This is a genomic window from Atlantibacter sp. RC6 (genome assembly GCF_014193285.1).
Classification (GTDB): domain Bacteria; phylum Pseudomonadota; class Gammaproteobacteria; order Enterobacterales; family Enterobacteriaceae; genus Atlantibacter.
This window is the reverse complement of sequence record NZ_JACHZE010000021.1, coordinates 1,518-3,057: the sequence shown is the minus strand read 5'-3', so window position 1 is coordinate 3,057 and position 1,540 is coordinate 1,518. Positions and strand designations below refer to the sequence as shown.

Annotated in this window: 1 rRNA gene (running past one end of the window); it reads left to right on the top strand. The window is 54.1% G+C overall.

Annotated elements, in window-relative coordinates:
* Positions 1-1,540, top strand: a 23S ribosomal RNA gene (locus FHW74_RS22730) (its annotated part continues 1,289 nt past the right edge of the window); the annotation flags it as partial.

Sequence of the window (1,540 nt, the reverse complement as noted above, 5' to 3'; positions counted from 1 at the left end):
GCGAACCGGGGGAACTGAAACATCTAAGTACCCCGAGGAAAAGAAATCAACCGAGATTCCCCCAGTAGCGGCGAGCGAACGGGGAGCAGCCCAGAGTCTGAATCAGCATGTGTGTCAGTGGAACGGTCTGGAAAGTCCGACGGTACAGGGTGATAGTCCCGTACACGAAGATGCATATGCTGTGAACTCGATGAGTAGGGCGGGACACGTGACATCCTGTCTGAATACGGGGGGACCATCCTCCAAGGCTAAATACTCCTGACTGACCGATAGTGAACCAGTACCGTGAGGGAAAGGCGAAAAGAACCCCGGCGAGGGGAGTGAAAAAGAACCTGAAACCGTGTACGTACAAGCAGTGGGAGCACCTTCGTGGTGTGACTGCGTACCTTTTGTATAATGGGTCAGCGACTTATATTCTGTAGCAAGGTTAACCGTATAGGGGAGCCGCAGGGAAACCGAGTCTTAACTGGGCGTTAAGTTGCAGGGTATAGACCCGAAACCCGGTGATCTAGCCATGGGCAGGTTGAAGGTTGGGTAACACTAACTGGAGGACCGAACCGACTAATGTTGAAAAATTAGCGGATGACCTGTGGCTGGGGGTGAAAGGCCAATCAAACCGGGAGATAGCTGGTTCTCCCCGAAAGCTATTTAGGTAGCGCCTCGTGAATTCATCTGTGGGGGTAGAGCACTGTTTCGGCTAGGGGGCCATCCCGGCTTACCAACCCGATGCAAACTACGAATACCACAGAATGTTATCACGGGAGACACACGGCGGGTGCTAACGTCCGTCGTGAAGAGGGAAACAACCCAGACCGCCAGCTAAGGTCCCAAAGTCATGGTTAAGTGGGAAACGATGTGGGAAGGCCCAGACAGCCAGGATGTTGGCTTAGAAGCAGCCATCATTTAAAGAAAGCGTAATAGCTCACTGGTCGAGTCGGCCTGCGCGGAAGATGTAACGGGGCTAAACCATGCACCGAAGCTGCGGCAGCGACGCGAATGCGTTGTTGGGTAGGGGAGCGTTCTGTAAGCCGTTGAAGGTGTGCTGTGAGGCATGCTGGAGGTATCAGAAGTGCGAATGCTGACATAAGTAACGATAAAGCGGGTGAAAAGCCCGCTCGCCGGAAGACCAAGGGTTCCTGTCCAACGTTAATCGGGGCAGGGTGAGTCGACCCCTAAGGCGAGGCCGAAAGGCGTAGTCGATGGGAAACAGGTTAATATTCCTGTACTTGGTGTTACTGCGAAGGGGGGACGGAGAAGGCTATGTCGGCCGGGCGACGGTTGTCCCGGTTTAAGCGTGTAGGCGGAGGTTCCAGGTAAATCCGGTCCCTTTTAACGCTGAGGCGTGATGACGAGGCACCACGGTGCTGAAGTGACAAATGCCCTGCTTCCAGGAAAAGCCTCTAAGCATCAGGTAACACGAAATCGTACCCCAAACCGACACAGGTGGTCAGGTAGAGAATACCAAGGCGCTTGAGAGAACTCGGGTGAAGGAACTAGGCAAAATGGTGCCGTAACTTCGGGAGAAGGCACGCTGGCACGT